Genomic DNA, 991 nt, shown 5'->3' with positions numbered 1-991 from the left:
GCAGCCTCGCATGTGACGGGTCGTTTACGAAATGCTCACCGGCCTCAGGCGTTGAGCGGCCGCTCGCCGATCACCCTCTCGGCCCGCAGGTCCGCGACGTCGGCCGCGGACAGGCCCAGACCGGCCAGCACCTCGTCGTTGTGCTGGCCCAGGGTCGGCGGGGCGGCAGTGTGGTGGCGGGCCGGCCCGGGCGTGATGCGAAACGGCCAGCCGGGATAGCGGTGCGCCCCGGTGATCGGGTGAACGAGCTCCTGGTAGTAGCCGCGCGCGTCGAGCTGGGCGATCTCATACATCCGCTCGCCGGTGATGACCCGCTCTGCCGGGATGCCTTGCGCGTGCAGGGTTTCCACGATGTCCGCGGCGTTCTGGCCGCGGGTCCAGGCGGCGACCAGCTCGTCGAACGCGTCGTGGCCGAGCAGTCCCTCGTCGGGCAGCGACAGCGCCACCCACACGTCGTCCTCGTTCGTCGGGTAGACGCCCTGCAGGTAGCCGCGCCGACGGTTGCCCTCCCGCCCTTGCACGACGCCGTTCATCGAGTACTCGATCACCGGTTCGGCGGTGACGGCGGCGGCGACCTCGATCTGGGCAACCTCGATCAGCTGGCCCTCGCCCGTGCGGCGCCGGTGCTCGAGCGCCGCCAGCAGCGCGACCCCGGCGTGCACTCCGACGATTGGATCGGCGGGCCCCTGCGGGTTGCACGGCGGCCCGTCCGGGTACCCGGTCACCGCTGACATCCCCCCGGTCTGCTCGAAGTTCAACGCCCACCCCACGTAATCGCGCCAGGGGCCCTGCAAGCCGAAACCCGGCATCCGGATCATGATCACGTCGGGCTTCAGCGCTACCAGCGATTCGTAGTCCAGACCGAACTGCTCCACCACCCGCGGTGAGAAGTTCTCCACGACAACGTCGGCCTGCGCGGCCAGCCGCCGGACAATTTCCAGGCCGCGCGGCGAGGTCAGGTCCAGCGTGAGGTCTTTCTTGTCGAGGTTGG

At 70.0% G+C, this 991-nt stretch carries 1 protein-coding gene; it reads right to left on the bottom strand.

Annotated features, from left to right (window positions below; genetic code table 11):
• Window positions 1–44 precede the first annotated feature (44 nt).
• Window positions 45–991, bottom strand: a 947-nt coding sequence (locus A5680_RS17255; RefSeq protein WP_197499805.1) for a CaiB/BaiF CoA-transferase family protein, incomplete at its 5' end; no start/stop codon positions are given.

Source organism: Mycobacterium sp. E2989, from assembly GCF_001667595.1.
GTDB lineage: Bacteria > Actinomycetota > Actinomycetes > Mycobacteriales > Mycobacteriaceae > Mycobacterium.
This window is presented reverse-complemented; position numbering and strand designations above follow the sequence as displayed.